We start from the raw sequence: 25,083 nt of genomic DNA, 5'->3' as shown, positions 1-25,083 counted from the left end.
CGGTTTAGCGCCCTTCAAATCCCCTTTTAGAGGTCCAGTCATTGAGCGCGGCGTTTTCTGTCGGGGTCTCTGTCGCCATACCGAGCGCCACATCTGTCGCGGCATCGGCCTTGCCAGGAATGAGCGCGCCCTCCTCCAAGGCCTTCAAAGCGGCAATATTGCGTGTAACGCTTGGTAAATTTGAAAGCCCTAGCAGGAGATGCTGCTGAAAGGCCTGGCCCTTGGCCTGATGTCGCGAGCCGAAGTAAAACGAAATGATCGCGCCCAATAGCCACCAAAGTGGTTCCGGAACCAGGGCAATGCCCTGCATACGCGCAGCAAACCAGACGGGTTCAACCATCGCCGACATAAACAGCCCGATCGTGCCAAATGCCAAAAGAGGGCGTGGCAAGCGGTTTAGCCCGTCAATAAACCTGTCAAAGCGCGAGGTGGACATCATGTTGAATTCGTTTCCAAACTGGTTCAGCGCCGCTGCCCGCATGGCCGCATCCCGCCCCGCCTGCGCCTCGATGTTTTCAACAAAGATACCTGCAGTCTCGGCCACCACATTGCGGCCACCGCCAAACAACATTGTCATCAGTCTCTCGATCAGCCCCATGCGCTTGTCCTCTTTTGAAAATCGGCATCGCTCAAGTGAAAGCGCGGGTTGATGAACTCTTCGGCCCGCCGGATCCAGCCCCCCTTCTGGCCGCCCCGCGTGCGGGCATATTTTCGGCTCGCCGCACGGCGGTCGGCGATCCGGAAATAATAATTGCGCCGCGCAATTCCGTAGGCATCCGCAAGATGATGCGGCGCGGCCCCGGCCGCCGCCTGTGACGCGGCAACAGTTGCAGGCCCAATCACGCCATCGCCCTCAAGCGGATAGCCCATTTGCCCCAAAAGCCGCTGCAATATTTTCACAGCGTTGCTCCCGGCGTTGACATACATGTCAAAAACACTCGGCTGTATTGCCAACGGCAGCTTGTCGATCTGTGGTTTGAAGAAGTAGTGGCGCACAAAAATTTCTACAGCTTGGGCACGGCTCAAAGCCATAACATCGGTCAGGTCCACATCGCCATCACGGTCCAGATCAAGCCCGAGGCGACGCATCGTGTGAATGGTCACACCAAAATTGGTCGCACCACCCGGATCATCAGGGTCATTCACAAAGCCGCCCTCACGGGCAACAATTTCTTCCGCAATAGCTTGCACAGTTCTCATGAAAAAGCTCTCCACAGGTCATGTGAAGAGCTTGCTCAAAACTGGTTAACGGCTGGCTTAGCTACCGTTCGGGTCTTGGTAAACGCCCTGTTCTTTCAGAGCGTCCACAACCTCGCGGGGCATATATGTCTCGTCATGCTTGGCCAGAATTTCCGAGGCGACAAAAACTCCGTCCATAAGCTTGCCTGTGCCGATCATGCCTTGGTTTTCTTCAAACAGATCGGGCAAAATCCCTGTATAGCTCACCTTAACTGTAGCGCCACCATCGGTCACATTAAAGGTTATCGCCTCGCCCTGCCCCCGCATCAGGCTGCCCTCTTCAACCAAGCCACCAAGACGGAAAGTCTCTGTTGGAGCAGGTGGTTTCTCGGCAATCTCGCTCGGTGCGCGGAAATAGTTGATCCCGTCTTTCATAGCGTATCCGATGAGGCCGGTCGCCAGTACAAGCGCAACAGCCGCCAGAGCCACAACCTGAATCCGCCGTTTTTTCTTAAGACCCTTCATAACCGTCTCCTTTACGGAAAGACCGGAACGCCCATAAGCCCCGATGTCTCCTCTTCACCTAGCATTAAGTTCGCATTCTGCAAGGCCTGACCGCTGCTACCTTTTGTCAGGTTATCAAGCGCAGCAATCACGATCGCTCGCCCCTCAATGCGGTCACCCGTCACTCCAATGTGGCAAAAGTTGCTGCCGCGCACATGGTGAGTGCTCGGCGTTTGGCCAAACGGAAGCACCTGAAGGAACGGCTCATCCACATAAGCTTTTGATAAGGTGCTATATATTTCATCCGCATCGCCTTTGACATAAACCGTCGCCAAAATTCCGCGGTTGGCGGGTATAAGATGCGGTGTAAACTGAACGCGCACATCGCGGCCCGCAAGCTTTGAAAACTCTTGGTCAAATTCGCCCAAGTGACGATGTGTCCCACCCACAGCATAGGCATTGGCGCCTTCGCTCAACTCTGCATGAAGCAAGTTTTCCTTCAGGCTCCGCCCCGCGCCCGACACGCCGCATTTGAGGTCCATGATAATCTCGTCGAGATCAATCACCCCCGCCGAAACGAGCGGACGCAATGCAAACTGCCCTGTCGCCGCGTTGCAGCCCGTGCCCGCCACAAGCCGCGCTTTGGCAATCTCGTCACGGTAAAACTCGGTCAGCCCGTAAACCGCCTCGCCCTGCATCTCCAAAGCGCTGTGCGGGTTACCATACCACTGCTGGTAAGCCTCGGGATCACGCAGACGAAAATCAGCCGAAAGATCAACAATCTTCAGATGCTTGGGCAACCCGCTGATCACCTCCTGACTTGTCTTATGCGGCAAGGCACAAAAACAAAGGTCAATCGCCTCAAAGTCGATTTCATCAAAGCTCACAAGCTGCGGCAAGCTTAAGTGGCGCAAATGCGGAAACACGTCCGCCATATCCTGCCCCGCTTTTGAAAACGCGCCAAGGGCAGCGATTTCATAGGCAGGATGTGTCGCCAGAAGGCGGATAAGTTCGGCGCCAGTGTATCCGGATGCTCCGAGAATTGCGATTTTATGGGCCATAACAGACCTCACTTTCATATCTTGATAGTTGTAACAGAGTCTAAACGAAGCTTACGCGGCTTCAAATGTGATCTGTCGTCGCAAGAACTGTGTCGCGCGGTCAGACACACGCTTGGCGTCACCCGTGGTGAGAAACATGTTCGTTTCTCCGGCCCCGCGCATTTCCGGGCGGCGCTCGAGATAGTCGGCAAGGCTTTCCGCGACCAACGCAGGCTGGCTAAACACGGTCACATCCGCACCAAGCGCATCCTGAAAAACATCCTGCATCAAAGGATAATGCGTGCAGCCCAAAATTGCAGCCTGAGGCTTGGGCATCTTGCGCTTGAGCGCATCAACATGGCTGCGCACCAGCGCTTCCGCCAAAATCATATCGCCCTCTTCGATTGCATCAACAACTCCGCCACAGGCCTGTGCCTCAACATCAACCCCGATCGCACGGAAAGCCAGCTCACGCTGGAACGCACGGCTTGAAACGGTCGCTGGTGTTGCAAACAGCGCCACGTTTTTCACACCAACCTCACGGGGCGGCGAATTATCGCCCCAATCCCGCTCGGTCAGCGCTTCGATGAGCGGCACAAACACACCCAGAACGCGCTTGCCCTCGGGCACACCCGCTTCTTGCATCCGCCGCAGCGCTGCCGCGCTGGCCGTATTGCAGGCCAGAACAACCAAATCACACCCCGACTCCCAGAGCCGTTCAACCGCAGCCTTCGTCAGCGCGTGAATGTCATCGGCATTGCGTACACCATAAGGCGCATGTGCGCTGTCTGCGAGATAATGGATCGGCAAATCAGGCATCCGTTCACGCACAGCCTGCCAAACAGTGAGCCCACCAAGCCCAGAATCAAAAATACCAACTGCCATGTGCTACGGCCTCAAGCGCGATGTTTCTCTTCAAATTCATGGCCATACTCGCGAGTTGCAAGTGGCCTTGGAGAAAGTTCATACGTTGATTGCCGCAGGAAATCCATCATTGCTTTGCTGTCCCCTGCCCGTGCCTTCAACTCTTGTGGCGCAATCGGCTCTCCGATCACCACATCGACAGGGCTGTCCACACGGTTCTTGAACTCTTTAAGCAAAAGCCCCATGCGCAAAGTCTGGTGCATGTGACTGGCAATTTGAAACAGCCGGCTTGTCGTTCCGTCAAAAAATACAGGCACAACAGTCGCACCCGATTTTGCCACCATCCGCGCGGTAAAGTTGCGCCAGCTCGGATCAAGCGGCTTGGTAAAGGGCTTTGCAGCCGTGCTTACCGTGCCGCCCGGGAATATGCCGATGGCTCCGCCTTCTTCCAGATACCGCAACGCCTCTCGCCGTGTTTCAAGGTTCTGGAGTATGGCCTCTTTGCTTTCCTCAAAAGAAATAGGCAAAATAACACGGTTGATATCTTCAGAACGGTTGAACACAGAATTCGCCAAAATGCGAAAGTCGCCGCGCGCATGGCGCAGCATGTGGCCCATCATCAATCCGTCCAGAATCCCGTAGGGGTGGTTCGCAACCAGAATAAGCGGCCCCTCACGCGGAATATTCTCAAGCGCACCACCCACAATATTGAGCGAAAGCCCGTAGCGCGCCACGATCACATCCCAAAAGTCCTGCCCGTTGGCCACATCAAGCTCGTAGCCTTTGGCTCGTTTGATCAGCCCGATCCTTCCGGTGCTGTTTTCCATCATGCGGATCAGCGCACGTCCACTCCTCGTTGAAGCGGAATAGGCATATGAAATATCACGGGCAGCATTGGGGCGTTTGTTCATCGCTCGGGTCACCAGAATACGCGTTTCGCGGCGTCATATCGCGCCACGCATATTCTGGCTAGTTTTTATGACACGACCATGACGGCGACGATCATTCTGCCGCTTGCAACTGCGGGCTACCGCCAGAGCGCAACTGCGCCAGAAGCGCCTCGCGTTCCTTCGCAGCTTTTGCCTCGTTCTCGATTTTCACGGGGCCAAACCCCCGAATAGCGAGTGGAAGCTCGGCCAGCGCCACGGCAATCTCAAGCGTATCAGGTGACAGGTTCTTCAAAACCGTCTCCATATCGGCCTCATACTGTGCAATCAAAGCCCGCTCCATCTTGCGTTCTTCCGTGCGGCCGAAAATATCAAACATCGTGCCGCGCAAGGTCTTCATCTTCGCAAGCAGCCTGAGCCAGCGCTTCATTCCCGGGCCAAACTGGCGCTTTTGCGGGCGCCCGTTATGCCCCGTTTTCGAAAGCAAGGGTGGGGCCATGTGATAGCTCATCCTGAAATCACCGTCGAACTCGGCTTCCGCCTTCTCCTGCGTGCTCAACAAAAGCCGCGCCACCTCGTATTCATCTTTATAAGACAGTAACTTGTGATAGCCTTTGGCCACAGCTTCCTTCAGGCGAGGGTCTTCAAACCGCGCCACCAAGCTGCGGTATTTATCGGCCAGAGCTTCATTCTGATAATCAACCAGTTTCGCTGCTCTGAACTCGATTTGCTCTTGCACAGACAATGGCTTATCTTGCACAGTTGATGTCAGATACCGCCCGACTTCCTCAGGATACAGCACAGCCCAACGACCAATTTCAAAGGCCCGCTGGTTGCGCTCCACGGCTGCACCATTGAGCGCAATCGCCTCCATAATCGCCTCATAGCTCACAGGCACAAACCCGCGCTGCCATGCCCCACCGAAAACCATCATGTTGGAGAAAATACTATCGCCCAGCAGAGCCTTGGCCAAATCTGATGCATCAAACAGGCTGAGCCGCTCTTTCATGCGTGCTTCAAGCTGCAACTCCAGCCTGTCAAACGGCAGCTTGAACTCGGTGTCACGGGTAAAATCACCGGTGATCGTCTCGTGCGAATTCACCACAGCCCCTGTCTGCCCCGTGCGTGTCAGGCCGAGGGTCTTGGCGCCGGCACTCACAACCATATCCCCGCCGATGAGCACATGCGCCTCACCCGTCGCAACGCGTATCGCATTTATATCGCCTGGTTCTTCGGCGATACGGCAGTGAATATGCACAGCGCCGCCCTTCTGGGCGAGCCCTGCCATTTCCATCATACCTGCGCCCTTGCCATCAATCTGCGCCGCTTGAGCAAGCACCGCACCGATGGTCACAACACCTGTGCCGCCAACACCCGTGATCACCACATTATGAGTGCCGTCAATCTCGGGCAGGTCCGGCATCGGCATGTCCGGCAGCTCAAGCGTGGCCGTGGCGGACTTTTTGGGCGTTGCGCCTTCCAGCGTCACAAAGCTGGGGCAAAAACCGTTCAGGCAGCTGAAGTCCTTGTTGCAGGCCGATTGGTCAATCGCCCGCTTTCGGCCAAGCTCTGTTTCTACAGGCACAATGGCCACACAGTTGGATTGCACACCGCAATCTCCGCAGCCTTCGCAAACATCGGTGTTGATAAACACCCGCTTGTCAGGGTCGGGAAACAGCCCGCGCTTGCGGCGGCGGCGCTTCTCGGCGGCACAGGTCTGGATATAGACAATCGCGGACACACCCTTGGTGTTCTCCATCCGCTCCTGCACACTCATAAGGTTTTCACGCCCAGTGATTTCAAGACCTTGCGGGAACAGGTTCATGTCCACATCTTCTTTGTCGTCATAAACAACAGCCAGGTCTTTCACGCCCATCGCCCGCAGTTCGGCCACGATCCTTGGTGCGTCAAGTTCGCCTTCATTCGGCTGCCCGCCTGTCATGGCAACGGCATCGTTATATAGCACCTTGTAGGTGATGGTCGTGCCCGCAGCCAGCGCCGCACGAATGGCTTGCACCCCGGAGTGGTTGTATGTCCCGTCCCCGAGGTTCTGGAACACATGTGTGCGGGTCGAAAACGGCGCTTCGCCGATCCAGTTCGCCCCTTCACCGCCCATATGGGTCGTGCCGATGGTGTTACGGTCCATCCACTGCACCATGTAGTGACAGCCGATACCCGCCATTCCGCGTGCACCATCCGGCAGCTTTGTCGAGGTGTTATGCGGACACCCCGCGCAGAAGTATGGCAACCGCGCAGCAATGTCCTCGGCGTTGTCCGCACGGCGCGACTCGGCAATCTTGGCAAGCCCGGCTTTGACACCGTCGGTTCCGCGACCTTCCTCAACCAGAATTTCCCCCAGCTTTTCGGCAATCCAGATCGGGTCAAGCGCACCGCGTGTCGGGAAAAGCTCGTCACGGTGCATCCCGCCCGCGCCGCCTTTGTACCAGCCATACACACGGCGGCCTTTGCGCTTGTCAAAGATCGCCTCCTTGATCTGCACTTCAATCAGCTTGCGTTTTTCTTCAATAACAACAATCAGATCGAGGCCCTTGGCCCAGTCATTGAAGCCGCGCATATCCAGTGGGAAAGTCTGCCCGACCTTATAGGTTGTGATGCCCAAGCGCTCGGCCTCGGCCTCGTCAATTCCCAAAAGCGAAAGCGCGTGGCACAAATCAAGCCAGTTCTTGCCCGCAGCAACAAAGCCGATCTTGGCACCGGGCTTGCCCCACATGCGCTTGTCCATCTTGTTCGCGTGGCTGAAAGCCTCTGCCGCAAAGCGCTTGTAGTCGATCATCCGTGCTTCCTGGTCGTGTGGTGTATCCACAAGCCGGATGTTGAGCCCGCCATCGGGCATATCGAACTCCGGCAATACAAGGTTCACGCGGTTCGGATCACCATCAACCACCGAGGTGGCCTCGATCGTATCTTTCATCGTCTTGAGGCCAACCCAGACACCCGCAAAGCGGCTCAAGGCCCAGCCATAGACCCCATAATCAATAATTTCCTGCACACCGGCAGGCGAAACGATAGGCATATAAGCATCAATAAGCGCCCATTCGCTTTGGTGCAGCACAGTCGAGCTTTCTCCTGTGTGGTCGTCACCCATCGCCACAAGCACACCCCCCTTGGCACTTGTGCCGGCCATGTTCGCATGACGAAACACATCGCCCGTGCGGTCAACGCCCGGCCCCTTGCCATACCAGAGGCCAAAGACACCGTCATATTTGCCTTCGCCGCGCAGTTCTGCCTGCTGGCTTCCCCAAAGGGCTGTGGCGGCGAGGTCTTCGTTCAGGCCCGCCTGAAACTTAATGTCATTCTCGGTGAGAATTTTCTCGGCCTTGCTCATCTGCAAATCCACGGCCCCGAGGGGTGAGCCGCGATAGCCCGTCACATAGCCAGCCGTGTTCAGGCCTGCCTCGCGGTCACGCTCTTTCTGGGTCAGCATCAAGCGGACAAGCGCCTGCGTGCCGTTCAGCAATACAGGCGACTTTCTCAAATCAAACCTGTCGTTCAGTGAAACCTTCTGCTTGCTCATCGCGCGCCTCCCGTCACTTGATGTTACTGCCAATATAGGCAATTCTCTTGCCTTATGTTAGGTCATAAAGATTGACCTATAAACAGAAAAATTTGTTTCGGTTGTTGTTTCGTTACGCTACGTGGCTACAAACAGGATTATTACTTGCGCTATAATAAATTGAGCAGAAAGTTGTTGCTATGGATTGGGATAAACTCAGAATATTTCACGCGGTGGCAGACGCTGGCAGCCTGACACATGCAGGTGAGGCGCTCAATCTGTCGCAATCCGCTGTGTCGCGCCAGATGCGTGGGCTGGAAGAATCACTCAACACCACGCTTTTTCACCGCCACGCACGCGGGCTGATTCTCACCGAGCAAGGCGAATTGCTGTTTGATGCCACCCGCGCGATGATCAAACGGCTTGATGCTGCAACCGCGCGCATAAGAGACAGCGAAGAAGAAGTCTTTGGCGAGCTGCGTGTCACAACGACAGTCGGCTTTGGCACACTCTGGCTCGCCCCCCGCCTCGCGCGGCTCTACGAAAAATACCCCGATCTCAAGATTGACCTGATGCTGGAAGAACGCCTTCTCGATTTGCCGATGCGCGAAGCCGATGTCGCAATCCGTATGAAAGAACCAAGTCAGGCCGATCTGATCCGCAAACGTCTGATGAGTGTGAATATGCGGTTGTTTGCCACGAAAGAGTATCTCGCCCAACGAGGCACACCTGAAACTATGGAAGACCTCTCAAAGCACCGGATCATCTGCCAGAATGTGCGCTCCACTCAAGTTGGCGCAGCGGCAAGCATGGTCAACATGATCATGAGTTACGAAATCGACTCGCTCCTGACAGTGAACAATTACTTCGGCGTGCTTCAGGCGGTGCTCAACAATCTCGGCATAGGCGTGCTGCCCGATTATGTTGCCAATGACTTTCCGAATCTTGTTCCCCTTCTCGAAGAGGCCGACAGTGGCGATATTCCGGTTTTTCTCGCCTATCCCGAAGAGCTCAGGCACTCAAAACGCATAGCTGCTTTCCGCGATTTTGTTCAGGCAGAAATCACTGCATATCGTAAACAGGTTAAAAATCAGACGCTTGACTAACCCTCTGCCCAGCTATGCGCCAGCGGCATAACGGACATGCTGCACTTGCGGCATTATTTCACTTGATCACACAGCACCTCACACCTAAATCCACTCATGACAGCGATACTTTATCGCTTTCATACCTCCCTGTTGGACTTCGGCCGAGCTTCGTGCTCGGCCTTTTTTTTTGCGCTCACAAAACAGGCATCGGCCCGCTGGCCCAAGGTGAAAGAATCTGCGCACCGCCATCCCGGATCACAATATTTTCCTCATGCACAAGCATCATGCCATCGGCGGTCTCAATTCCTGGCTCCAGCGTAATCACCATGCCTGCCTCAAGCACCGTATGGTCACGCGCGGTCAACGAGAGCCCCTCGGTCAACTGCATGCCAAGCCCGTGGCCCAGCCGCCCAGCCGTCTCTCCGCCTCCCACAACCGAGGCCATAGCCCGCCAGACATCGGCCGCCTCGGCACCGGGGCGGGCCGCTTCAAAGCCTGCCAAGGCCGCTTCAAGAAGCTGTGACCATGGCTGCGCCATCTGCCGCGCAGGAACCCCGATCGAGAAATTTCGATCAAAGTCGCAAAAATACCCGTCCCACACAGCGCCCGTATCAAGCATCAGAACATCGCCCAACGCCAAAGGTTGCGAACCGGCGGGCGAGATCACATCCGCATAGCCCTTTGGCCCGGCCCCGCCCGCCAAATAGGGCACCCAGTCCGCTCCCTCCTCCAGCAATAGCCGCTGAAAGCCGCGAGAGACCGTATCGAGCCTCGCTCCCTGACGCGCGACCTCGCCGACACGGTCAAAAGCGCGCCCTGCAATAGCGCAGGCACGACCGATTTTTTCAATCTCGGCTTCGGTCTTCACCGCGCGCAACTGCGCAATGATCCCCGCATCATCGCCAAAAACCAGCCCCGCCGCCTGCAACCGTCCGAAATCGGCCAAAGGCATACGCAAATGACTCTCCATTCCGGATGGCACACCAATACGGCCCTCTTCAGCCACTTCGCGCAGCGCCTCAATCAACAGAGAGACCCCGTCATCTATCGGGTCAGGTGCGCTCCATGTGCGGATATCCTCAATCCACCCGCGCCGCATCAATGCCTCTCCGATCGAGGGGATCACGGCCACAGGCGCGCCGCTCTGGGGCAGAATAACAAACCATGGCCTGCTCGGACTTTCCCAAAACCGCGTGTGAAACCCGGTGAAATACCTCACTTCAGGCTCGGTCGTCAGTAGGATGGCCGCCAGATCATGATGCTGCATGGCCAGTTGTGCCGCCTTCACCCGCGCTTTGTATTCCGCCGTTTCAAATCCGCGCTTCATGCTTCTGGCCCTTCACTCACAATACACAATACCCGTGCCTCCTGCCCCAGTTGTGGCAGGCTCAAGAGCCCCGCAAGGGCTGCTCCGCCCGAAGGCGTTGTCTTAAGGTCTAGGTTCTCCAACGGCTTCAAAACGGACAAGGCCTCTGCCTCGGAAATCGTCATGAAAGCACTCGCATCTCGCGCAAGCCCTTTCAACGCAATCAGGGAGGCGTCTTTGCAGTCAAGCCGCCCCATACAGGACTCCGGCCCGCTCGTGCTCACAAATCTGCCTGCCTTCACGCTCTCGATCAGTGCAGGTGCCGCCTCGGGTTCCACCACAACAATCCGTGGCCCATCGCCCCAAACCTTGCGGAAATATGCGGCACATGCTGCCGCCAGCCCGCCAACACCTGCTTGCAAAAATATATGCGTGGGCGGCTCGGGCATTTGCTCAACAGCTTCTGCCGCCATCACAAGGTAGCCTTCCATCAGGCGATGCGGATATGCCGTGTATCCCTGCCAGGAACTGTCCGACAACAGCTTGAAGCCCTCCTTGGCCGCCGCTTCTGCCGCCGCGGCCATACTGTCTTCATAGCTCCCGTCCACACGGCGCACCTCGGCACCCCATCCTCGCAACCGCGCAGCAAAAGCCTCGGGCACAGCGCGACTGAGATAAATCACCGCCTTCGCCTTAAAGGCCGATGCTCCCGCGGCAACAGACAGCCCGTGGTTGCCCGCACTTGCACAAACAAATGTTTTCCCCGCCGCTCGCCCGCGCCCGGCCTCACAAGCAATCACATAAGCCGCGCCAAGCGCCTTGAAGCTACCAAGCCCCATGCGCGCGCGTTCGTCTTTCACAAAAACCTCACCCGCCCCCGCAAATGCGCCAAGTGCAACAAGCGGTGTTTCCCCCGCTTCGGGGCATCGTTTAAGCAAGTTTCGCGGTGCGTCAGCATCAACGCTCGGTGCAGGAATGCCTTTCAGGCTATCGTCAGCAAGACCCGTCTTTAGAAAAGGATTTTCAAACAAAATTCACCCTCGAGTTTTCAAGCCGTATCAGAAAGCCATATTGACCAGCGCGTCAAGTCGCTCTGCCATCTTCACTGCGGCGCAGAGCCGCTGCCAAAGCCCAAGAAAAACGCAGCTTTCATCTTTTACATCGGCCCCGCTTGTCCTATGACATGCCCAAAGACCGATACATCTGCCCTGCTAGGATTGCCGCCAATGACCGAGCCTGCCATCACCCCCGATCTCATCAAAGCACACGGCCTCTCGCCCGACGAATACGAGCGCATTCTCGAAATCATCGGACGCGAGCCAAGCTTCACCGAACTTGGCATCTTTTCGGCCATGTGGAACGAACACTGTTCTTACAAATCGTCCAAAAAATGGCTCCGCACGCTGCCCACGACAGGCCCCCAAGTGATCTGCGGCCCGGGCGAAAACGCAGGTGTCGTCGATATCGGCGATGGGCAGGCGATCATCTTCAAAATGGAAAGCCACAACCACCCCAGCTATATCGAGCCCTACCAAGGCGCCGCGACAGGCGTGGGCGGCATTCTGCGGGATGTTTTCACCATGGGCGCACGCCCCATTGCCGCAATGAACTCGCTCAGCTTCGGCGAGAAAGATCACCCCAAGACCCGCCAGCTCGTGCATGGCGTGGTTGAAGGCATCGGCGGCTATGGAAACTGCTTCGGCGTGCCCACAGTCGGCGGGGAAGTCCGCTTCGATCCGGCCTACAACGGCAACTGCCTTGTGAACGCCTTCGCAGCCGGTTTGGCCGACGCTGACAAAATCTTCTACTCGGCAGCATCGGGCGTCGGCATGCCCGTGGTTTACCTTGGTGCAAAAACGGGCCGCGACGGTGTCGGTGGCGCCACAATGGCCTCAGCCGAGTTTGACGACAGCATCGAGGAAAAGCGCCCCACCGTCCAGGTTGGCGACCCCTTTACAGAAAAACGCCTGATGGAAGCCACGCTTGAGCTCATGGCAACGGGTGCCGTGATCTCCATCCAGGATATGGGCGCCGCAGGCCTTACCTGCTCCGCCGTTGAAATGGGTGATAAAGGCGGCCTCGGCGTGCGTCTCCAGCTTGACGACGTGCCACAGCGCGAAGCCAACATGACCGCCTACGAAATGATGCTCTCCGAGTCTCAGGAACGCATGCTCATGGTGCTCAACCCCGAGCTTGAGGCCGAGGCCCGCGCCGTGTTCGAAAAATGGGATCTCGACTTCGCCATCGTCGGCGAAACCATCGCCGAAGACCGGTTCATCATCATGCACGGCAACACCCTCAAAGCCGATCTGCCGCTGGCCACCCTCTCGGGGTCCGCGCCAGAATACGACCGCCCGTGGATCGAAACACCTGCCGCCGAGCCGCTCGCCAACGAAGATGTGCCACAGGTTGATGCAATCGACGGCCTCAAAGCCCTTCTCGCCTCACCCAACTACGCAGGCAAGCAATGGATCTACGAGCAATACGACACGATGGTCATGGCCGATACCGTGCGCACACCGGGCTTCGGCGCGGGCGTTGTGCGCGTGCACGGCACAGACAAGCTCCTTGCCTTCACCTCCGATGTAACGCCCCGTTACGTCATGGCCAACCCCGTTGAAGGCGGCAAACAAGCTGTCGCCGAAGCCTATCGCAACCTCACGGCCGCAGGCGCAAAGCCGCTCGCCAGCACCGACAATCTCAACTTCGGCAACCCCGAAAAACCCGAGATCATGGGCCAGTTTGTCGGCGCGATCAAAGGCATCGGCGAGGCCGTGGCAGCGCTTGATATGCCCATCGTTTCCGGCAACGTCAGCCTTTACAATGAAACAGACGGCACAGGCATCCTGCCCACACCCACAATCGCCGCAGTCGGCCTCATCGCCCATGAAGACCAAGCTATCCTGGGTCATGCACGTGAAGGTCACGTGGCCTTGCTCATCGGCGAAACAGAAGGTCACCTCGGCCAATCCGCCCTGCTCGCAGAAGTCTTCAACCGCGTCGAAGGCGATGCGCCGGCCGTTGACCTTGCCGCCGAAAAGCGCAACGGCGATTTCATCCGCGAGAACCACGAATGGATCACAGCCTGCCTTGACCTCTCCGATGGCGGCCTCGCAATGGCGGCTTTCGAAATGGCCGAAGCATCTGATGTGGGCGTTCAAATTGATGCTGAGAGCACGCAAATGCTCTTCGGCGAGGATCAGGCCCGCTACCTTGTCGCCTGTAACTTCGATCAGGCCGAGGCCCTCATGGGCGCCGCCATCCGCGCAGGTGTGCCGATTTCTTCAGTTGGAAAATTCACCGGAACCGATGTCAGCTTCGGCTCAAGTTCCGCCCCCCTCAGCGAGTTGCAAACGCTCTACCGCGGCGCCTTCGAAGAAACCTTCGCCTAAGCGGCTTGCGTAAAAGAAACACCATGCTTACTTCTTTGGTAAGTGAAAACGGGAGACAAAAATGGCAATCCATGTAGACGAACTTGAAGCCATCCTGCGCGCCGCCTTCCCCGATGCCCAAATCGCGGTGGCGGGCGATGATGGCGTGCATATGTCCGCCATGGTTGTCGATGAAAGCTTCCGCGGTAAAAACCGTGTTCAGCAACAACGCGCTGTCTATGCGGCCCTCAAAGGCAAAATGGACGGATCAAACGGCGAGCTTCACGCGCTCGCGCTCACAACAAAAGCCCCCGAATAAGCGAGATGACCATGACCGATGCAAAAACCCAGATTGATGAAACCGTCAAAGCCAACGATGTCGTGCTTTATATGAAAGGCACAAAAGAAATGCCCCAATGCGGCTTTTCATCCCGCGTGGCTGGCGTGCTCAACTTCATGGGCGTCGACTATCAAGACGTAAACGTGCTCGCCGATGAAGCCATCCGCCAAGGCGTAAAGGATTATTCCGACTGGCCAACCGTGCCGCAACTCTATGTCAAAGGCGAGTTCGTTGGCGGTTGCGACATCATCACCGAGATGACCCTCTCGGGCGAGCTCGACACGCTTTTTGAAGAAAACGGCATCACTTACAACAAAGACGCCGCCGAAAAGATCCGCGAAGCAAACGCCTAGTTTTTTTTTCTTGCTAAAAATATCCCGGGGAGTTTGAGGGGCAGCGCCCCTCATTCTTACCCGGCCAGCACGCGGCCCCCCGGGCCGCGTTCCGTTTTTTCAGACACCCTCAGGCAACCTCTGTGCGCTGTGTCCCCAGCCCGTCAATCTCAAGCTCCATCACATCCCCCGCACGCAGAAATCGCTGAGGCTTCATCCCCATGCCAACGCCCTCTGGTGTTCCTGTGGCGATCACATCGCCCGGCACAAGGGCCATAAACTCCGACATGTGCGAGATGATCTCCGCCACCGAGAAAATCATATCGGCCGTTGAATTGTCCTGCACCACCGTCCCGTTCAAGCTCAGTCTAAGCCCAAGCGCCTGCGGATCAGGCACGTCATCCGCAGTCACAAGATACGGCCCCACAGGCCCGAATCCCGGCGCGGACTTGCCCTTGGTCCACTGTCCTCCACGCTCGATCTGATAGGCGCGTTCGCTGAGGTCGTTAATCACGCAATACCCCGCCACATAGCTCAGCGCGTCTTCAACGCTCACATTCTGCGCGCGCCGCCCGATGACAACCCCGAGTTCGACTTCCCAGTCACTCTTTTCGCTGCCTTTCGGCAACGAGAGCGCATCATAAGGCCCCGCCAGACACGAAGCCGATTTGTTAAAAACAATCGGCTCTTCCGGCGGTTTCATTCCCGCTTCTGCCGCGTGTTGTGCATAATTGAGGCCAATAGCATAAAACGTCTCGACCCGCGCCACAGCCGCCCCGATCCTCGGGGTGTCCTCCACAACAGGCAGCGCCTCAAGGTCAACAGATTTCAGAGCCTCAAGCGCCTCGCAAGACACCCCCACGCCCTCGAAATCAGCAGCAACAGAAGATAAATCCCGTATCTCTCCGGCCGCATCAAGGCATCCCGGTTTTTCCTGCCCCAAGGCACCATAACGTAATAATTTCATGAGTGGGTCTCCCTTTTCGGGCATCCTATCGCAGACAGCGAGCAGAACAACGCGTCATTTGCGCCGCCCCTCGCGCTTGCACCGCTCCGAGCAATAGCGCACCTCATCCCATACCTTTTCCCATTTTTTGCGCCAGCTAAAGGGCCGTCCGCAAGCCGCGCAGGTTTTCTGTGGCAGATCGGTCCTCTTGCGCATCAGAGCCGCTCCAGAAAAGCAGCCGCACTGTCACGATAGGCGCGCTGCGTGTCCTCACTCATGCGCGCCCAAGTGGCATACATCTGCCCAAGGCGCGGATTGCCTTTCAGCTTGCTTTCGTTGCGCGCCAGAAAATCCCAATAAAGCGCGTTAAACGGACACGCGCCCTCGCCCGTCTTCTTGCTCACACTATAGCGGCAGCCGCCACAGTAGTCCGACATCTTGTTGATGTAATTGCCACTCGCCGCATAGGGCTTTGAGCCAAGAAAGCCACCATCGGCAAACTGGCTCATGCCAATCACATTGGGGGCTTCGACCCACTCATAAGCATCGGCATAAACAGCAAGATACCACTCATGCACCTGTTTCGGCTCAATCCCTGCAAGCATGGCGAAATTTCCGGTCACCATCAGCCGCTGGATGTGGTGCGCATAGGCCTCTTGCATAGTCTGGCCAATCGCCGCCTTCATGCAGGCCATATCCGTGTCACCCGTCCAGTAAAACGCAGGCAAATCGCGGTTGGCCCCAAGAAAGTTCTGCTCGGTGTAGCCCTCGGGGTTCAGCCAGTAGATCCCGCGCATATACTCCCGCCAGCCGATAATCTGGCGGATAAACCCTTCCACAGCATTCAGCGGTGCGTGCCCCTCATAATAAGCGCGTTCGACACGGCGGCACACCTCAAGTGGCTCCAGCAAGCCGATGTTAATATATTGTGCCAGCACCGAATGGTAGAGAAACGGCTCTCCCGTCAGCATTGCGTCTTGATAATCGCCAAAGCGCGGCAAGGCTTCGCGCGCGAAGTCCTCCAAAGCCTCCAGCGCACCACTGCGCTCCACCGCAAACCAGAAAGGCGTCAACGCTCCAAAGTGGCCGCCTCGCTCCCGTTCGACCATCTCAAGCACCTCTTGAGTGATCGCGTCAGGCTCGGTCTGCGGTGGACGTGGCATGAATAAATCAGCCTTCGCCGGTTTGCGATTTTCGGCATCAAAGTTCCATTGCCCGCCCTCAGGTGTATCTCCCTGCATCAGAAGCCCCGTTTTGCGACGCATCTCGCGGTAGAAATATTCCATCCTGAGTTGCTTGCGCCCCTCGGCCCAGCTCCTGAATTCCTCATGTGACGCAAGAAAGCGGTTATCGGCCAACACCTCAAGCGGCACAGGCCAACTCTTGCCCGCCTCTTCAAAAGCCCGATTGACCCTAAGCTCACCCGCCTCGGTCATCAAGACACGCGCAAAACCGCCCGTCTCCAAAAGCGCCGCAACTTCTTTTGCGAGAGAGCCTTTATTGTCTTTGTCTTCAAGCTTGCGATAGCGCACCTCCCAGCCCGCCGTGCGTAGCTCTTCGGCAAAGTGGCGCATCGCGGAGAAAACGAAAGCCAGTTTCTTTTTGTGATGCCAGACATAGTCAGCCTCTTCGGCAACCTCGGCCATGAGCACAACAGCCCTCTCGGGCGCCGTAGCATCGAGCGCGCTCAAACCGTGGCTCAATTGGTCACCCAAGACCAGAATGAGATCTGTCCTGCTCATCTCTGTCTCCCCACCCTGCCCCACGGGTTGCCATACACTTAGCCATACGCTTTGCCACACGGCTTGGACCACATAAATTGGGCGGACGAGAGGTGATTATATCTATGCCAACGGTCTATTCAGGAATACGAAACCGAAGGCCCGGCTCTTTCTCTTGGTTTCCCCTCCGAACTCATGCAGAATACAGGGTCAATATCGCAAAGAACTGCCACTTGGCGTTTCGCAAAGCCACAGGGCAAAGCATGTCATGAAAAAAGAGCCTCAAATGCCCTTGATAATACGACTTTGGCTGGCTCTGAGCAGGGTTTTTGCTTTTGTTATTCACGTTTTGGCAAAACGCCTGCACAGCAAACAAGGGATAAGCAAAGAGCGCTTTGTAGAGAGGTTGGGCGTTGCCACTGTTGCGCGCACCAAGGGCCGCTGGATATGGGTCCATGCTGCAAGTCTCGGCGAAGCCGGCCAGATCACCCAGCTCGTCGCACATTTACAAGAAGAGCATGGGTTTAAAGTGATCGTCACCACTGTCACTGAGAGTGGCGCAAATTGGGTGGCAAAATCGCTCCCCAATGTTGTGCACCAGTATTTGCCACTTGATACGCCGCGGGCAGTCAGCCGGTTCTTGGAAAACTGGTCACCTGAATTAGCGGTTTTCATCGAGGCCGATATATGGCCCCGTCTTGTTTTAGAGACGGCGTCACGCCGAATTCCCTTGGCTCTTGTCAACGCCCGCCCGTCAAAATCGCGGGAGCGCGCACCAAAGTCCTATCGCTACCTTCTTCAGAATTTTTCCGCAATCACCTGCAAGTCCACACAGGTTCTTAACGGGTTTCTAAAAATTGGCCTCGCACGGGAGAAGCTGTTTTACTTTGGTGATCTACGTGCGTCAGTCCCTGCATTGTCGGTAGATAAATCAGCCTTGGCAGAATTACAGAGCGCGATTTCAAACCGCCCTGTCTGGATCGCCGCCTCCAGCCATGCAGATGACGAGGCCGAAATTCTGGAGGCCTGTAGATATGTGCTGAGCCAAAAACGCGATACGCTTCTGATCTGGGCTCCACGCCATCCGCAAAGAGCTAAAAACATACTTGATGCAACGTCGGACCTCATGGTTCACCAACGGAGCAAACTTCAAAAAATCACCCAAGAAACACAAATCTATTTGGCTGACACGTTTGGTGAACTGGGGGTTCTGTTTTCTTGTAGCAAAATAGTGTTCATGGGCGGCTCATTTGGCTCTGAGGGAGGGCACAATCCCTATGAACCCGCGTGTTTCGGATGCTACATTCTAACCGGCCCGCATGTTCAAAACCATCAGGATGCCATCGCCGAATTTACGCGCGTGGGGGCGGCCGAAATCGTGACAAGTGGAGCAGAGCTGGGCACACGCCTCGCTCAGATTATCGCGCAAGGAAATGACAAGAACGATGGTAAAAAAGGGCGAGCCTTGGTGCTTGAGGCCAATTCATCAGCTTCAAAAACCGGCAATCTGCTTGTTGCCCTCACGCAGGGATGAGTTTTGTGGTGCCCATTGTGCAAATGCCTATGATTTTGTTGGAGCTAACGTAGAAACACCGGGAAGGAGGTTTCGGTACATCCCCGCTCGCGTCCAAGAGGACGCTGGTTTAAGGACTGCCTTCATCGAGAGGAGTTTTCAGTTTGAGACAACCGGAAAGCAATAGAATGAAAACAACTGCCGTGAAAAAAAGCGACGGGCAAGTGATCTGGTTTAATCCTCAAGTGTTGCCGCAGATTGAACCCTCGTTCTTTGACCTTAACTGGCATCGGAAACACGGCCAACTCAGGGGGGGGGCGACAGGCAGAGGTTTTGCACATTTCATACGCTTTGAAGAACGCGAGTTGGTTTTGCGACCATTTCGAAGAGGTGGATTGATCGGCAAGATCAATCCCGATTTGTACCTACGCCTCGGAGCAAAAGCCAGCCGCGCCTATCAGGAGTATTCCTTGCTTGAATGGATGCTTGAGCACGACCTACCGGTTCCAAGGCCCGTTGCCGCAAGATATGTGCCCGTCGGCCTGTGTTATCGTGCGGATCTGGTCACAGAACGCATTCCAGACTCGCGTCCATTGGCAGATATTTTAGTGGAAAAAGAGTTACCGGCAACTGTTTGGGCCAAAATCGGCGCTGTGATATGCCAGATGCATACATTGGGAGTCCATCACTCAGATCTGAACTGCCGTAATATCCTGCTGGATGCAGATATGCGCGTATGGCTCATTGATTTCGACAAGTGCAGCCGTCGTGAAAAAGATGGCTGGAAGGTGCAGAACCTTGCGCGCTTGAAACGATCACTTGATAAAGAACTCACAAAGCAGCCATTGTTGTTCTGGCAAGAGTCAAATTGGCTTGAGTTGATGGCCGGATACAAAGCAGAATAAGCGTGATTAAGCGACGCATAGCGATGCACCTTCGCTCGTGAGTTAAAAGTTAGAAACCAAATGGAACAACAGAAGCGAACGTCCCGGCGACCCAGAGTGTGCGTGCTGCCATATGGTCAACGCTTAGGTAAGCACCCGTCACGTCTTCCATTGTCCGAACTCCATTGGCCACTTGGCGTGCCCGAAGACATCCAGGGGCAAACGCTTGCCGATCTTTTGCCGACAGATCATCTGCTGACGCCGCCACATTCGTCATTGTATTTCCGCCCGACTTTCGGGACCCGTGCGCGCGTCTCTGTCATGATCATGGAACCCCGGGCCGTTCACAAAAAGCACATGGTCCTGTTGCATTTTTTCCGGCGCAGATTTCACCGTATACTGACATCAGATCGCAAATTTCTCTCTCAAAACTCAAACTCTGTGCACTTCCAGACGGCTGGTTCCTGGGTTCCCGACTGGCATAAAACCGACCTGAGCAAACGCGCAATGTGTTCATTGATCGCGTCAGGCAAGACAAAACAAGAAGGCCATAAATTGCGGCATAGCATGGTGCAATGGTGCCGCGAGACCGGTCAGGATATCGACATCATGGGAAGGGGCTACAAACCTTTCTCGGAAAAATCGGCCGGTTTGGCCCCATACAGGTATTCTATCGTTATCGAGAACGCGCGCGAAGAGAATTACTTCACTGAAAAGCTGGTTGATGCTTTGCTGTGCAATACGGTTCCCATTTATTGGGGCTGCCCGAACATTGCCGATTTTTTTGACACCAGCGGCATGATTTTATGTGAGACAATGGCTGATCTACAGCGCGCGGTCGAACAGATGTCAGAGGCAGATTACACCTCCCGCTTGCCGGGTCTGGAAGCTGCTCGCAATGTTGCAATAGGATATGCGGATATCTACCCACGCGCGGCCAAAACGCTTCTTGAGGCAGGCTAAACAGGCATTGCGCCCAAGCATAGGTGAAATCCACTCACCCCTCGATGCGCACCCAGCCCTCCGCCCAGATGTCGGGATTGACATTGGTCGGATCTGCAAACCAGACAGCAGGTGCCGTCACTATCTTGTCAGCGCGCGGATTTAGCCATGCGCCCCACCAGGAAAACGAGGAATTGGCGATAATGTGATGTCGGCACGCGCTCATCAATCGCAAATCCTCAACATTACGCGAGGCATCATTATGCCCCACCACTCTGATTTCGGCAGGAAGCCGAAGGTTTTCGTGCACCCATTCAGGATCGTCGGAAAAAGCGTAAATCACAGGCTCGGCCCCCATTTGCTGCGCAATATGGTCAAGCGCGCGCGTGTAGTAATCGGGCGTGCAGGTGCCATGGTGGGCCGCAAACTTGGCGTTGCGCACGTAATCGCCGCGGCGCACATGCAGCGACACCGCATTCGGCTCCGCTTCTATCTCTGCAAGCCAACGGGCATTCTCGGCATCGGGTTCCGATGCGGGGGTCAGTTCGGCCCGGATAACATCGGCGTGCATATTGAAATACCGTTCAGACTGAAAGTAACCTTCAAGCCAGACTGGGCCGGAAACCGCAGCAATCGCCGGGTCAAAACCGAGGCTCTGCTCACGCAGCAAATACGGTCCACGCCTGCTCAATTTGGCATACAAATAGGCCAGCGGACGCTCTTTTAGTACGGGAGGTAGCAGCGCAGGGTCTGAAGGCATATCCACCAGTTTGAAGCCATCAAGTGCAAAGCCATGCTCACGCTCGCGGTCATAGTGCCGCCGGTCCAAGACAAGCGGTAACCCCGTTTTCAACGAGAGAGACCGGCCCAGAGCATATTGAAACATCTGGTTTCCAAGACCGCCCTTCATACGCATTATAATCATTGCTGCTCTATTCTGTATCAAGGCTGCACAACAATTGCTCTGCAAGATACCCTAGTGTGTCGTGGAAGGAGCACCTGTATGCCAATGCCTCAGGCACGCAAAGACCATTGCTCCCAAACAAAATCATAGCTCCAGTCGCAAGAATGGGTTTTCGCCAGCATGTCTCTGATGACATTACGCCGTTCTATATCCGCAGCGGAAAAGAGATGGAATTGCACTTGCAAGAGACCAATACGCGGCATGATATCACTCTCGACAAGCGCAGGCAGAAGGTCATATTCTCCGCCCTCGATATTCACTTTCATCAGATCAATGCGCGGGATTTCAACCTCTTCAAAAAACTGCGCAACTGGCTTTATATGGCCCGTTACGACATTCTTTGCCTTTCGGAAGCTCGAGGATGCATCCCCATCATCTGACAAGGTCAAAGTCCCTTCCGAGCGACCCAATGCAAAATCATGCATTACAATCGCTGGGTTTCCCTGGAAACGGTCACGAATTGCTGCTGCAAAAGTCGGGTGCGGTTCAAAGATATGGATGTGAGACCCATAGCGTTCATGAACATCGGCTGCCCAGTTCCCCTGAAATCCGCCAACATCAAAAACGACGGAACTCGCTTCCAAATTGGAGAATTGCATACGGGTTTTCTCCATTTTGTCCGCTCTCCATTGGCGAAATGAAGTGTAAAACACCTTTGTCCAAGGCTCACGAATTTGTCGTATCCACTTCTTGAGAGAAATCCGCATAGCTTGCCTTTCAAATCAACTCGGGTGCTGACCTTGTATATGAGTGATCTTACACCTTTCGCAAGCTGTCCCTCACTCTGCTCCCCCCCTGCATCCCTGCGGGACACGGCCGTTGACCCGAGCGTGCACCGCCGATAGGTGTAAGCATAAACCAACAGAGGTGCGCTGAAATGAACCAGACCATCGAGACATTCCGTTTCAGCCCCGATATGCTGGCGCCCGCTGATCGCCTGCCCGGGATTTCCGCCTTCATGCGCATTCGCAACGGTGCTGATTTTCTCGAAGCGACAATCCGCACACATGCCGAAATGTATGACGAGATTGTCGCCGTTTATAACCAGTGCACTGACGACACCGCAGACATTCTTTTGCGGCTCTCAAAAGAACTGGAGCCGAAACTACGGGTCTTCCACTACCTTCCCAAAGCTCACCCAGCCGGAAGTGAAGGCCATGCAAAAACACCCGGAGAGGCGCCGGATTCACTCGTTACCTACTCAAATTTTGCCTTGTGCCAGACGCGTCACCAATGGGCAGTAAAGCTCGATGACGACCATCTTGCCATTCCGGACGCCGTCCGGAAAATGGTTGATGCAATCAGATCAGGGGCTGCCGACGACCGTAAGATGCACTGTTTTTCCGGGCTCAATCTCATTCGAGCTGCCGATAACAAGTTTTACGTTCCTGCCGTGGCCCCTGTTTCAGGCAAAGGAGATATCGGGTACTTCCGTGTCACCAGTGATACCCATTTTACCCATGACCCACGGTTTGAACGGTTTACCCGTGGCGGTGTCGAGCGTTGCTTTGCAGGGTGGTTCTATTGGCATCTAAAATACCTGAAATCAGGTGGTGGCTTTGCAAATTATGAACTCGAATCCAATCCTGGCTCACGCTACGCGCGCCGGCGTAAACGGCTGCAAGCGGGCGCCCTTTGGGATATCTCCGAAACGAAGAGCAGACTAACACCTGGCCTCTTGCGGCGGCTACGCGCATCCATTGACAAGAAAGAGCGGCTTGGCGTTGCGCGCGATGCCTCTATTGAAACAGCGTTTCCGCAGGCCGATTTGATCACCGCACTGGACGAAACTGCGCCCGATTGGCGGCACTGGCTGGAGCCCAAGCAATGACTTGGCCTGTATTTGTCATCAACATGGCAGGTAATACAAAACGTATGAGCGATGCTGCGGCCGAGCTTGAACGCCTCGGCATCTCGTTTACCCGTTTTGAAGCCGTTAACGGACGCGCTATTCCAGAAAATGAGCTGGCAAGGGTTTATGACCCTGTTGCAAACCTCAGACGCGCACGCCACCCGATGATCGGCCCCGAAATAGGATGCTACCTCAGCCATGTTGCGCTTTGGGAAAAGATCGCGGCGGGCGACGCGGCGGGCGGCATCATTCTTGAAGATGATTTTGCCGCCGCAGAAGACCTTGCAGCAGTGCTCGCCGCAGTATCTGCCGATGAGGGACATTGGGACATCGTCAAACTTTTTTCTGCACGGGGCGAGCAAAAGCTACTGGATCAACGCCCCCTTGTGGCTGGTCGCGAAATTGCAGTGCCTTATAAAGTGCCCAATACCACGCTGGGCTATGCAATCCGTCGAGAAACAGCGGCGCGGCTTGCGAAGTGCACCTTACCTGTCTCTCGCCCTGTCGACGAAGACCTGAAACATTTCTGGGAGTTCGGTTTGCGGATTTCCATGGTGTCACCTTCTCCGCTTCGCTTCGGCACTTTGAGCACGGAAACCGGCACGATCACGGAAGCGCGGCGCCATACGACCAAGGTAAAGCTGCGCACAGCACTCCGGCAAGCATGGCGTTCAGTTCGTTTCAGGCTCAACTATATCGTAAAACTCCACTGGCATCGCACTGTGCGTAAGGCCCGATAGGGATATTGTATTATCGGCTGGCCCTGGCCAGCAATCGTCTCAACTGGGAACCCCTTTCCAGCGGTTATGTATCCAGAACCATTGCTCGGGTGTTTGCTGAACACGCGCCTCCAGAGACTGGTTGAGCGCTATCGTCATTGTTTCAGGATCAGTGAGCGGAATCGGCGCTTCGAGTGATGCGGTAAAATGTTCGGCATCCGGCATTCGAGTTCCATAGACCGGCACCAATACCGCATTATACCGCAAGGCCAACTCTGCCATTGATGTCGCCGTGAGCGCGGGCTGTCCCAAAAATGGCAGAGCCGTGCCGTTGTTTGCCCGCACATCAATCAGGGCAGCCAGGACACCACCCCCCTTGAGGTGGCGCACCATGTGCCCAAGGCCCGAGCGCCCGCGCTCGAACAAAGGTGTCCCGATGGTTGAAATATTCTCCAGATAGAACTTATGAAACAGGGGGTTGTTCATCTGACGATACAGTCCACCGACATCAAAACCATGAGCAATCAAGGCAGCGCGAACAATATCATAATTACCGAAATGGCCCGAGATCACTATGGCAGGCCGCCCCGCCGCACGGGCTTCCTCCAAAGCAGCAAGGCCGGGACCTGTCAGTTCGGTTTGTTCCGCCATGCGCTTCAAGTCCTGCGGCGAGAACAGCTCGCAGAGTGTACGTCCGGAATGGCGCGTGACCTCACGCACCAGAACGTCCCGCTGGTGGGGCGGCATATCTGGCCAGATAAGCTTCAAATTCTGCCGGACCCGTTTACTGTATCCTGCCAAAGGAGCGATAACACGAGACATAACCGATGCCATGAATGCGCTACGTAGGCGAAAGGGCAAGACGCGCACGATTGATATCACCGTGACAATGGAAATGTATTCCAAACGGTCCCGCAAGGTAATGGGTCGATTCGTCTTTGGCATAAAACCCCGAAATTGTGTGAGGCCGGATGTGGCCAGCCTGTTTTCAAGTCCGCCACTTGTAGCAATCCCCCCTCCCATTGCTCAAGCGCCTTTATTGCTTGCTATGGAAGTAAGCCCTTCTTCAGAGCGTCAGGCATCGCATCTGTTCATCGTTTTCAGTGAAACCGCTGAA

The 25,083-nt window shown here is 55.7% G+C and carries 24 protein-coding genes; 9 read left to right on the top strand and 15 right to left on the bottom strand.

Annotation, left to right across the window (positions count from 1 at the left end):
• Positions 1-4 precede the first annotated feature (4 nt).
• The 7 genes from OE750_RS04120 to OE750_RS04090 form a co-directional block, all read right to left on the bottom strand.
• Positions 5-598, bottom strand: a complete 594-nt coding sequence (locus OE750_RS04120; protein WP_263761690.1) for a holin family protein — start codon at positions 596-598, stop codon at positions 5-7.
• Complete coding sequence (locus OE750_RS04115) at positions 589-1,200, bottom strand: holin-associated N-acetylmuramidase (protein ID WP_263761688.1); 612 nt, start codon at positions 1,198-1,200, stop codon at positions 589-591. Before OE750_RS04115 ends, OE750_RS04120 begins: the two co-directional genes overlap by 10 nt.
• A 57-nt stretch (positions 1,201-1,257) precedes the next feature.
• On the bottom strand, positions 1,258-1,704 hold the full coding sequence (gene ccmE, locus OE750_RS04110; protein ID WP_263761686.1) for a cytochrome c maturation protein CcmE: 447 nt from the start codon (positions 1,702-1,704) through the stop codon (positions 1,258-1,260).
• 11 nt (positions 1,705-1,715) lie between these two features.
• Entirely contained in the window at positions 1,716-2,744 is a 1,029-nt protein-coding gene (gene argC, locus OE750_RS04105) for an N-acetyl-gamma-glutamyl-phosphate reductase (RefSeq protein ID WP_263761683.1), read from the bottom strand.
• Positions 2,745-2,795: 51 nt separating this feature from the next.
• Positions 2,796-3,608: a glutamate racemase gene (locus tag OE750_RS04100; RefSeq protein ID WP_263761681.1), complete on the bottom strand. Its 813-nt coding sequence runs from the start codon at positions 3,606-3,608 to the stop codon at positions 2,796-2,798.
• A gap of 11 nt (positions 3,609-3,619) precedes the next feature.
• On the bottom strand, positions 3,620-4,498 hold the full coding sequence (locus OE750_RS04095) for a lysophospholipid acyltransferase family protein (RefSeq protein ID WP_263761679.1): 879 nt from the start codon (positions 4,496-4,498) through the stop codon (positions 3,620-3,622).
• Between the two features lie 91 nt (positions 4,499-4,589).
• Complete coding sequence (locus OE750_RS04090; protein WP_263761677.1) at positions 4,590-8,009, bottom strand: indolepyruvate ferredoxin oxidoreductase family protein; 3,420 nt, start codon at positions 8,007-8,009, stop codon at positions 4,590-4,592.
• 179 nt (positions 8,010-8,188) lie between these two features.
• On the opposite strand from OE750_RS04090, the gene OE750_RS04085 reads away from it, so the two are divergent.
• On the top strand, positions 8,189-9,094 hold the full coding sequence (locus OE750_RS04085; RefSeq protein WP_263761675.1) for a LysR family transcriptional regulator: 906 nt from the start codon (positions 8,189-8,191) through the stop codon (positions 9,092-9,094).
• A gap of 175 nt (positions 9,095-9,269) precedes the next feature.
• On the opposite strand, the gene OE750_RS04080 is transcribed toward OE750_RS04085, so the two are convergent.
• Positions 9,270-10,403 (bottom strand): M24 family metallopeptidase, encoded by a 1,134-nt coding sequence (locus OE750_RS04080; protein ID WP_263761673.1) that lies wholly within the window; start codon positions 10,401-10,403, stop codon positions 9,270-9,272.
• The gene (locus OE750_RS04075) at positions 10,400-11,416 is read right to left on the bottom strand and encodes a pyridoxal-phosphate dependent enzyme (protein WP_412176199.1); all 1,017 of its coding nucleotides are present in this window, start codon (positions 11,414-11,416) and stop codon (positions 10,400-10,402) included. Before OE750_RS04075 ends, OE750_RS04080 begins: the two co-directional genes overlap by 4 nt.
• 192 nt (positions 11,417-11,608) lie before the next feature.
• On the opposite strand from OE750_RS04075, the gene purL reads away from it, so the two are divergent.
• The 3 genes from purL to grxD all read left to right on the top strand — a co-directional run bounded on the left by purL (position 11,609) and on the right by grxD (position 14,446).
• Complete coding sequence (gene purL, locus OE750_RS04070; RefSeq protein WP_263761671.1) at positions 11,609-13,774, top strand: phosphoribosylformylglycinamidine synthase subunit PurL; 2,166 nt, start codon at positions 11,609-11,611, stop codon at positions 13,772-13,774.
• Between the two features lie 61 nt (positions 13,775-13,835).
• Positions 13,836-14,072, top strand: coding sequence for a BolA/IbaG family iron-sulfur metabolism protein (locus OE750_RS04065; RefSeq protein WP_263761669.1), 237 nt, complete (start codon positions 13,836-13,838; stop codon positions 14,070-14,072).
• 11 nt (positions 14,073-14,083) lie between these two features.
• The gene (gene grxD, locus OE750_RS04060) at positions 14,084-14,446 is read left to right on the top strand and encodes a Grx4 family monothiol glutaredoxin (RefSeq protein WP_263761667.1); all 363 of its coding nucleotides are present in this window, start codon (positions 14,084-14,086) and stop codon (positions 14,444-14,446) included.
• A gap of 109 nt (positions 14,447-14,555) precedes the next feature.
• On the opposite strand, the gene OE750_RS04055 is transcribed toward grxD, so the two are convergent.
• Genes OE750_RS04055 through OE750_RS04045 form a run of 3 tightly spaced genes read right to left on the bottom strand, consistent with a single transcriptional unit; the run spans position 14,556 to position 17,113 of the window.
• A complete protein-coding gene (locus tag OE750_RS04055) occupies positions 14,556-15,392 on the bottom strand; it encodes a fumarylacetoacetate hydrolase family protein (protein ID WP_263761665.1) in 837 nt (278 codons plus the stop codon).
• 54 nt (positions 15,393-15,446) lie between these two features.
• On the bottom strand, positions 15,447-15,587 hold the full coding sequence (locus OE750_RS04050) for a DUF2256 domain-containing protein (RefSeq protein ID WP_263761663.1): 141 nt from the start codon (positions 15,585-15,587) through the stop codon (positions 15,447-15,449).
• Positions 15,587-17,113, bottom strand: coding sequence for a cryptochrome/photolyase family protein (locus OE750_RS04045; protein ID WP_263761661.1), 1,527 nt, complete (start codon positions 17,111-17,113; stop codon positions 15,587-15,589). Before OE750_RS04045 ends, OE750_RS04050 begins: the two co-directional genes overlap by 1 nt.
• Before the next feature lie 247 nt (positions 17,114-17,360).
• Here OE750_RS04045 and OE750_RS04040 point away from each other — a divergent pair, with 247 nt between their 5' ends.
• The 3 genes from OE750_RS04040 to OE750_RS04030 all read left to right on the top strand — a co-directional run bounded on the left by OE750_RS04040 (position 17,361) and on the right by OE750_RS04030 (position 20,452).
• Positions 17,361-18,626 (top strand): 3-deoxy-D-manno-octulosonic acid transferase, encoded by a 1,266-nt coding sequence (locus OE750_RS04040; RefSeq protein ID WP_263761659.1) that lies wholly within the window; start codon positions 17,361-17,363, stop codon positions 18,624-18,626.
• 167 nt (positions 18,627-18,793) lie between these two features.
• A complete protein-coding gene (locus tag OE750_RS04035; RefSeq protein WP_263761657.1) occupies positions 18,794-19,510 on the top strand; it encodes a 3-deoxy-D-manno-octulosonic acid kinase in 717 nt (238 codons plus the stop codon).
• A gap of 60 nt (positions 19,511-19,570) precedes the next feature.
• Positions 19,571-20,452: a glycosyltransferase family 10 domain-containing protein gene (locus OE750_RS04030; protein ID WP_263761654.1), complete on the top strand. Its 882-nt coding sequence runs from the start codon at positions 19,571-19,573 to the stop codon at positions 20,450-20,452.
• Positions 20,453-20,486: 34 nt separating this feature from the next.
• Here OE750_RS04030 and OE750_RS04025 read toward each other — a convergent pair whose 3' ends face one another.
• Both OE750_RS04025 and OE750_RS04020 read right to left on the bottom strand, forming a co-directional pair.
• Positions 20,487-21,356: an alpha-1,2-fucosyltransferase gene (locus tag OE750_RS04025; RefSeq protein WP_263761652.1), complete on the bottom strand. Its 870-nt coding sequence runs from the start codon at positions 21,354-21,356 to the stop codon at positions 20,487-20,489.
• Positions 21,357-21,445: 89 nt separating this feature from the next.
• Positions 21,446-22,102, bottom strand: coding sequence for an FkbM family methyltransferase (locus OE750_RS04020; RefSeq protein ID WP_263761650.1), 657 nt, complete (start codon positions 22,100-22,102; stop codon positions 21,446-21,448).
• Positions 22,103-22,272: 170 nt separating this feature from the next.
• Between OE750_RS04020 and OE750_RS04015 the strand changes: the two genes are divergently transcribed.
• Together OE750_RS04015 and OE750_RS04010 are read left to right on the top strand one after the other, a co-directional pair.
• Positions 22,273-23,226: a glycosyltransferase gene (locus tag OE750_RS04015; RefSeq protein WP_263761648.1), complete on the top strand. Its 954-nt coding sequence runs from the start codon at positions 22,273-22,275 to the stop codon at positions 23,224-23,226.
• Complete coding sequence (locus OE750_RS04010; protein ID WP_263761646.1) at positions 23,223-23,987, top strand: glycosyltransferase family 25 protein; 765 nt, start codon at positions 23,223-23,225, stop codon at positions 23,985-23,987. Before OE750_RS04015 ends, OE750_RS04010 begins: the two co-directional genes overlap by 4 nt.
• 39 nt (positions 23,988-24,026) lie before the next feature.
• Here the strand turns inward: OE750_RS04010 and OE750_RS04005 are convergent, their stop codons facing one another.
• Complete coding sequence (locus OE750_RS04005) at positions 24,027-24,911, bottom strand: lysophospholipid acyltransferase family protein (RefSeq protein WP_263761644.1); 885 nt, start codon at positions 24,909-24,911, stop codon at positions 24,027-24,029.
• Between the last annotated feature and the right edge of the window lie 172 nt (positions 24,912-25,083).

Origin of the sequence: Lentibacter sp. XHP0401 (genome assembly GCF_025751535.1) — a bacterium.
In the GTDB taxonomy this organism is placed as follows: Bacteria; Pseudomonadota; Alphaproteobacteria; order Rhodobacterales; family Rhodobacteraceae; genus Lentibacter.
Note: the sequence above shows the minus strand (reverse complement) of the source record. Positions and strands in the feature narration are given on the sequence as shown.

Bases quoted from the DNA above. Each gene is read 5' to 3' on its own strand.
- OE750_RS04045 (WP_263761661.1), bottom strand. From the start codon at position 17,113: ATGAGCAGGACAGATCTCATTCTGGTCTTGGGTGACCAATTGAGCCAC.
- OE750_RS04005 (WP_263761644.1), bottom strand. From the start codon at position 24,911: ATGCCAAAGACGAATCGACCCATTACCTTGCGGGACCGTTTGGAATAC.
- OE750_RS04090 (WP_263761677.1), bottom strand. From the start codon at position 8,009: ATGAGCAAGCAGAAGGTTTCACTGAACGACAGGTTTGATTTGAGAAAG.
- OE750_RS04120 (WP_263761690.1), bottom strand. From the start codon at position 598: ATGGGGCTGATCGAGAGACTGATGACAATGTTGTTTGGCGGTGGCCGC.
- OE750_RS04025 (WP_263761652.1), bottom strand. From the start codon at position 21,356: ATGATTATAATGCGTATGAAGGGCGGTCTTGGAAACCAGATGTTTCAA.
- OE750_RS04115 (WP_263761688.1), bottom strand. From the start codon at position 1,200: ATGAGAACTGTGCAAGCTATTGCGGAAGAAATTGTTGCCCGTGAGGGC.
- OE750_RS04015 (WP_263761648.1), top strand. From the start codon at position 22,273: ATGAACCAGACCATCGAGACATTCCGTTTCAGCCCCGATATGCTGGCG.
- OE750_RS04085 (WP_263761675.1), top strand. From the start codon at position 8,189: ATGGATTGGGATAAACTCAGAATATTTCACGCGGTGGCAGACGCTGGC.
- OE750_RS04010 (WP_263761646.1), top strand. From the start codon at position 23,223: ATGACTTGGCCTGTATTTGTCATCAACATGGCAGGTAATACAAAACGT.
- OE750_RS04050 (WP_263761663.1), bottom strand. From the start codon at position 15,587: ATGCGCAAGAGGACCGATCTGCCACAGAAAACCTGCGCGGCTTGCGGA.
- ccmE (WP_263761686.1), bottom strand. From the start codon at position 1,704: ATGAAGGGTCTTAAGAAAAAACGGCGGATTCAGGTTGTGGCTCTGGCG.
- OE750_RS04035 (WP_263761657.1), top strand. From the start codon at position 18,794: ATGAAAACAACTGCCGTGAAAAAAAGCGACGGGCAAGTGATCTGGTTT.
- grxD (WP_263761667.1), top strand. From the start codon at position 14,084: ATGACCGATGCAAAAACCCAGATTGATGAAACCGTCAAAGCCAACGAT.
- OE750_RS04065 (WP_263761669.1), top strand. From the start codon at position 13,836: ATGGCAATCCATGTAGACGAACTTGAAGCCATCCTGCGCGCCGCCTTC.
- argC (WP_263761683.1), bottom strand. From the start codon at position 2,744: ATGGCCCATAAAATCGCAATTCTCGGAGCATCCGGATACACTGGCGCC.
- OE750_RS04080 (WP_263761673.1), bottom strand. From the start codon at position 10,403: ATGAAGCGCGGATTTGAAACGGCGGAATACAAAGCGCGGGTGAAGGCG.
- OE750_RS04055 (WP_263761665.1), bottom strand. From the start codon at position 15,392: ATGAAATTATTACGTTATGGTGCCTTGGGGCAGGAAAAACCGGGATGC.
- OE750_RS04095 (WP_263761679.1), bottom strand. From the start codon at position 4,498: ATGAACAAACGCCCCAATGCTGCCCGTGATATTTCATATGCCTATTCC.
- OE750_RS04100 (WP_263761681.1), bottom strand. From the start codon at position 3,608: ATGGCAGTTGGTATTTTTGATTCTGGGCTTGGTGGGCTCACTGTTTGG.
- OE750_RS04030 (WP_263761654.1), top strand. From the start codon at position 19,571: ATGGAACAACAGAAGCGAACGTCCCGGCGACCCAGAGTGTGCGTGCTG.
- OE750_RS04020 (WP_263761650.1), bottom strand. From the start codon at position 22,102: ATGCGGATTTCTCTCAAGAAGTGGATACGACAAATTCGTGAGCCTTGG.
- OE750_RS04040 (WP_263761659.1), top strand. From the start codon at position 17,361: ATGAAAAAAGAGCCTCAAATGCCCTTGATAATACGACTTTGGCTGGCT.
- purL (WP_263761671.1), top strand. From the start codon at position 11,609: ATGACCGAGCCTGCCATCACCCCCGATCTCATCAAAGCACACGGCCTC.